This is a genomic window from Pedobacter kyonggii, from assembly GCF_004310665.1.
Taxonomy (GTDB): Bacteria; Bacteroidota; Bacteroidia; order Sphingobacteriales; family Sphingobacteriaceae; genus Pedobacter; species Pedobacter kyonggii.
The window spans coordinates 1-1,030 of sequence record NZ_SIXF01000073.1 but is presented as its reverse complement, the minus strand read 5'-3'; the positions used below and the strand labels follow the sequence as shown (position 1 = coordinate 1,030).

The window sequence follows — 1,030 nt, the reverse complement described above, 5'->3', positions numbered from 1 at the left end:
GGCAGGTGGCATGTAGCTACCAGAACTCATCTGGTTCCATAGCTTATAAAGGTATTTCTGGGATTGCATGTCAAATGCTTCCATACTCATCTTGTCTACACCCGCTGCGCCTTTGTTGGCTTTGATCTTCAAGTAGGCTTCATGAACCGACTTTCTTGAAATACAATATGGTTTTGGCCTGTACATCTTCTATACCTCCTGTAGTATTAACCTTGAACAGTTTCTATCAATGTACAGCGCCTGATAATGCCACTCCTTCGCTCCAGTCAAGTTTCCAAGACTATCATCACTACTACGGGTGGCTCTGTCCCCGTGGAAGGCATCGGTACTTTCGGCCTTGCGGGTTCTTCCGCTTGGACTTTTCCCTTCACATCCTACCGACAGGTTCACAAGTTCCATCTGATCGCCTGTATAAAGCTCATGCTGCCTATACCCCGGATGCCACAGAGACGGTAAACAGGTCGCCCTCCCTGCTGATAATAAAGTGTTACTGTACTTTAGTTTTGACATCATCTAATCCTTTCGACGCCTCTTCGGCACTTCATTTGCATTCATCTTCTTTATACTTACCTGACACCTTTAAGATGCCTTTTCCTCGGACGCTCACCACCAGGACACTTAATCCAAGCAGCTCAGAGGCGGTTTGGTACCTGCTCCTGTAAGCCGATACCGAGGGACCAACCCTCATCAATCAGACAGCACTGATTTGCTCGCGCAAATCATTCATGTCGCTCAACGAGTAAATCCAGGTGTTTCAACGCTGAAGTTCTCACAGATACGGACGTGAGACTCTCACCTCATCCGGCTCCTATCCTCAACCGTTGGAAGTACGCCGAATGTCCAGTGGGTGAATAAATTGGGTTGTTTGTCACTAATGGCTCGCAGCCATCTCAATCCTTTTAACACTGTCGGTCGGACTTTCAGGTACTTGCTCCGTGCCCATTTGACAATTCTTAGATTAATTTCTCTCATAAAGCTTTTTAATTTCGTTTTGTAAAATTTACTGTAGTAGTTGATCCACCCCCTTACC

The 1,030-nt window shown here is 46.2% G+C and carries 1 protein-coding gene; it reads right to left on the bottom strand.

Annotation, left to right across the window (positions count from 1 at the left end; genetic code table 11):
* Positions 1 to 792: 792 nt before the first annotated feature.
* Positions 793 to 1,030, bottom strand: a 238-nt coding sequence (locus EYS08_RS25595) for a group II intron maturase-specific domain-containing protein (protein WP_317130093.1), incomplete at its 5' end; no start/stop codon positions are given.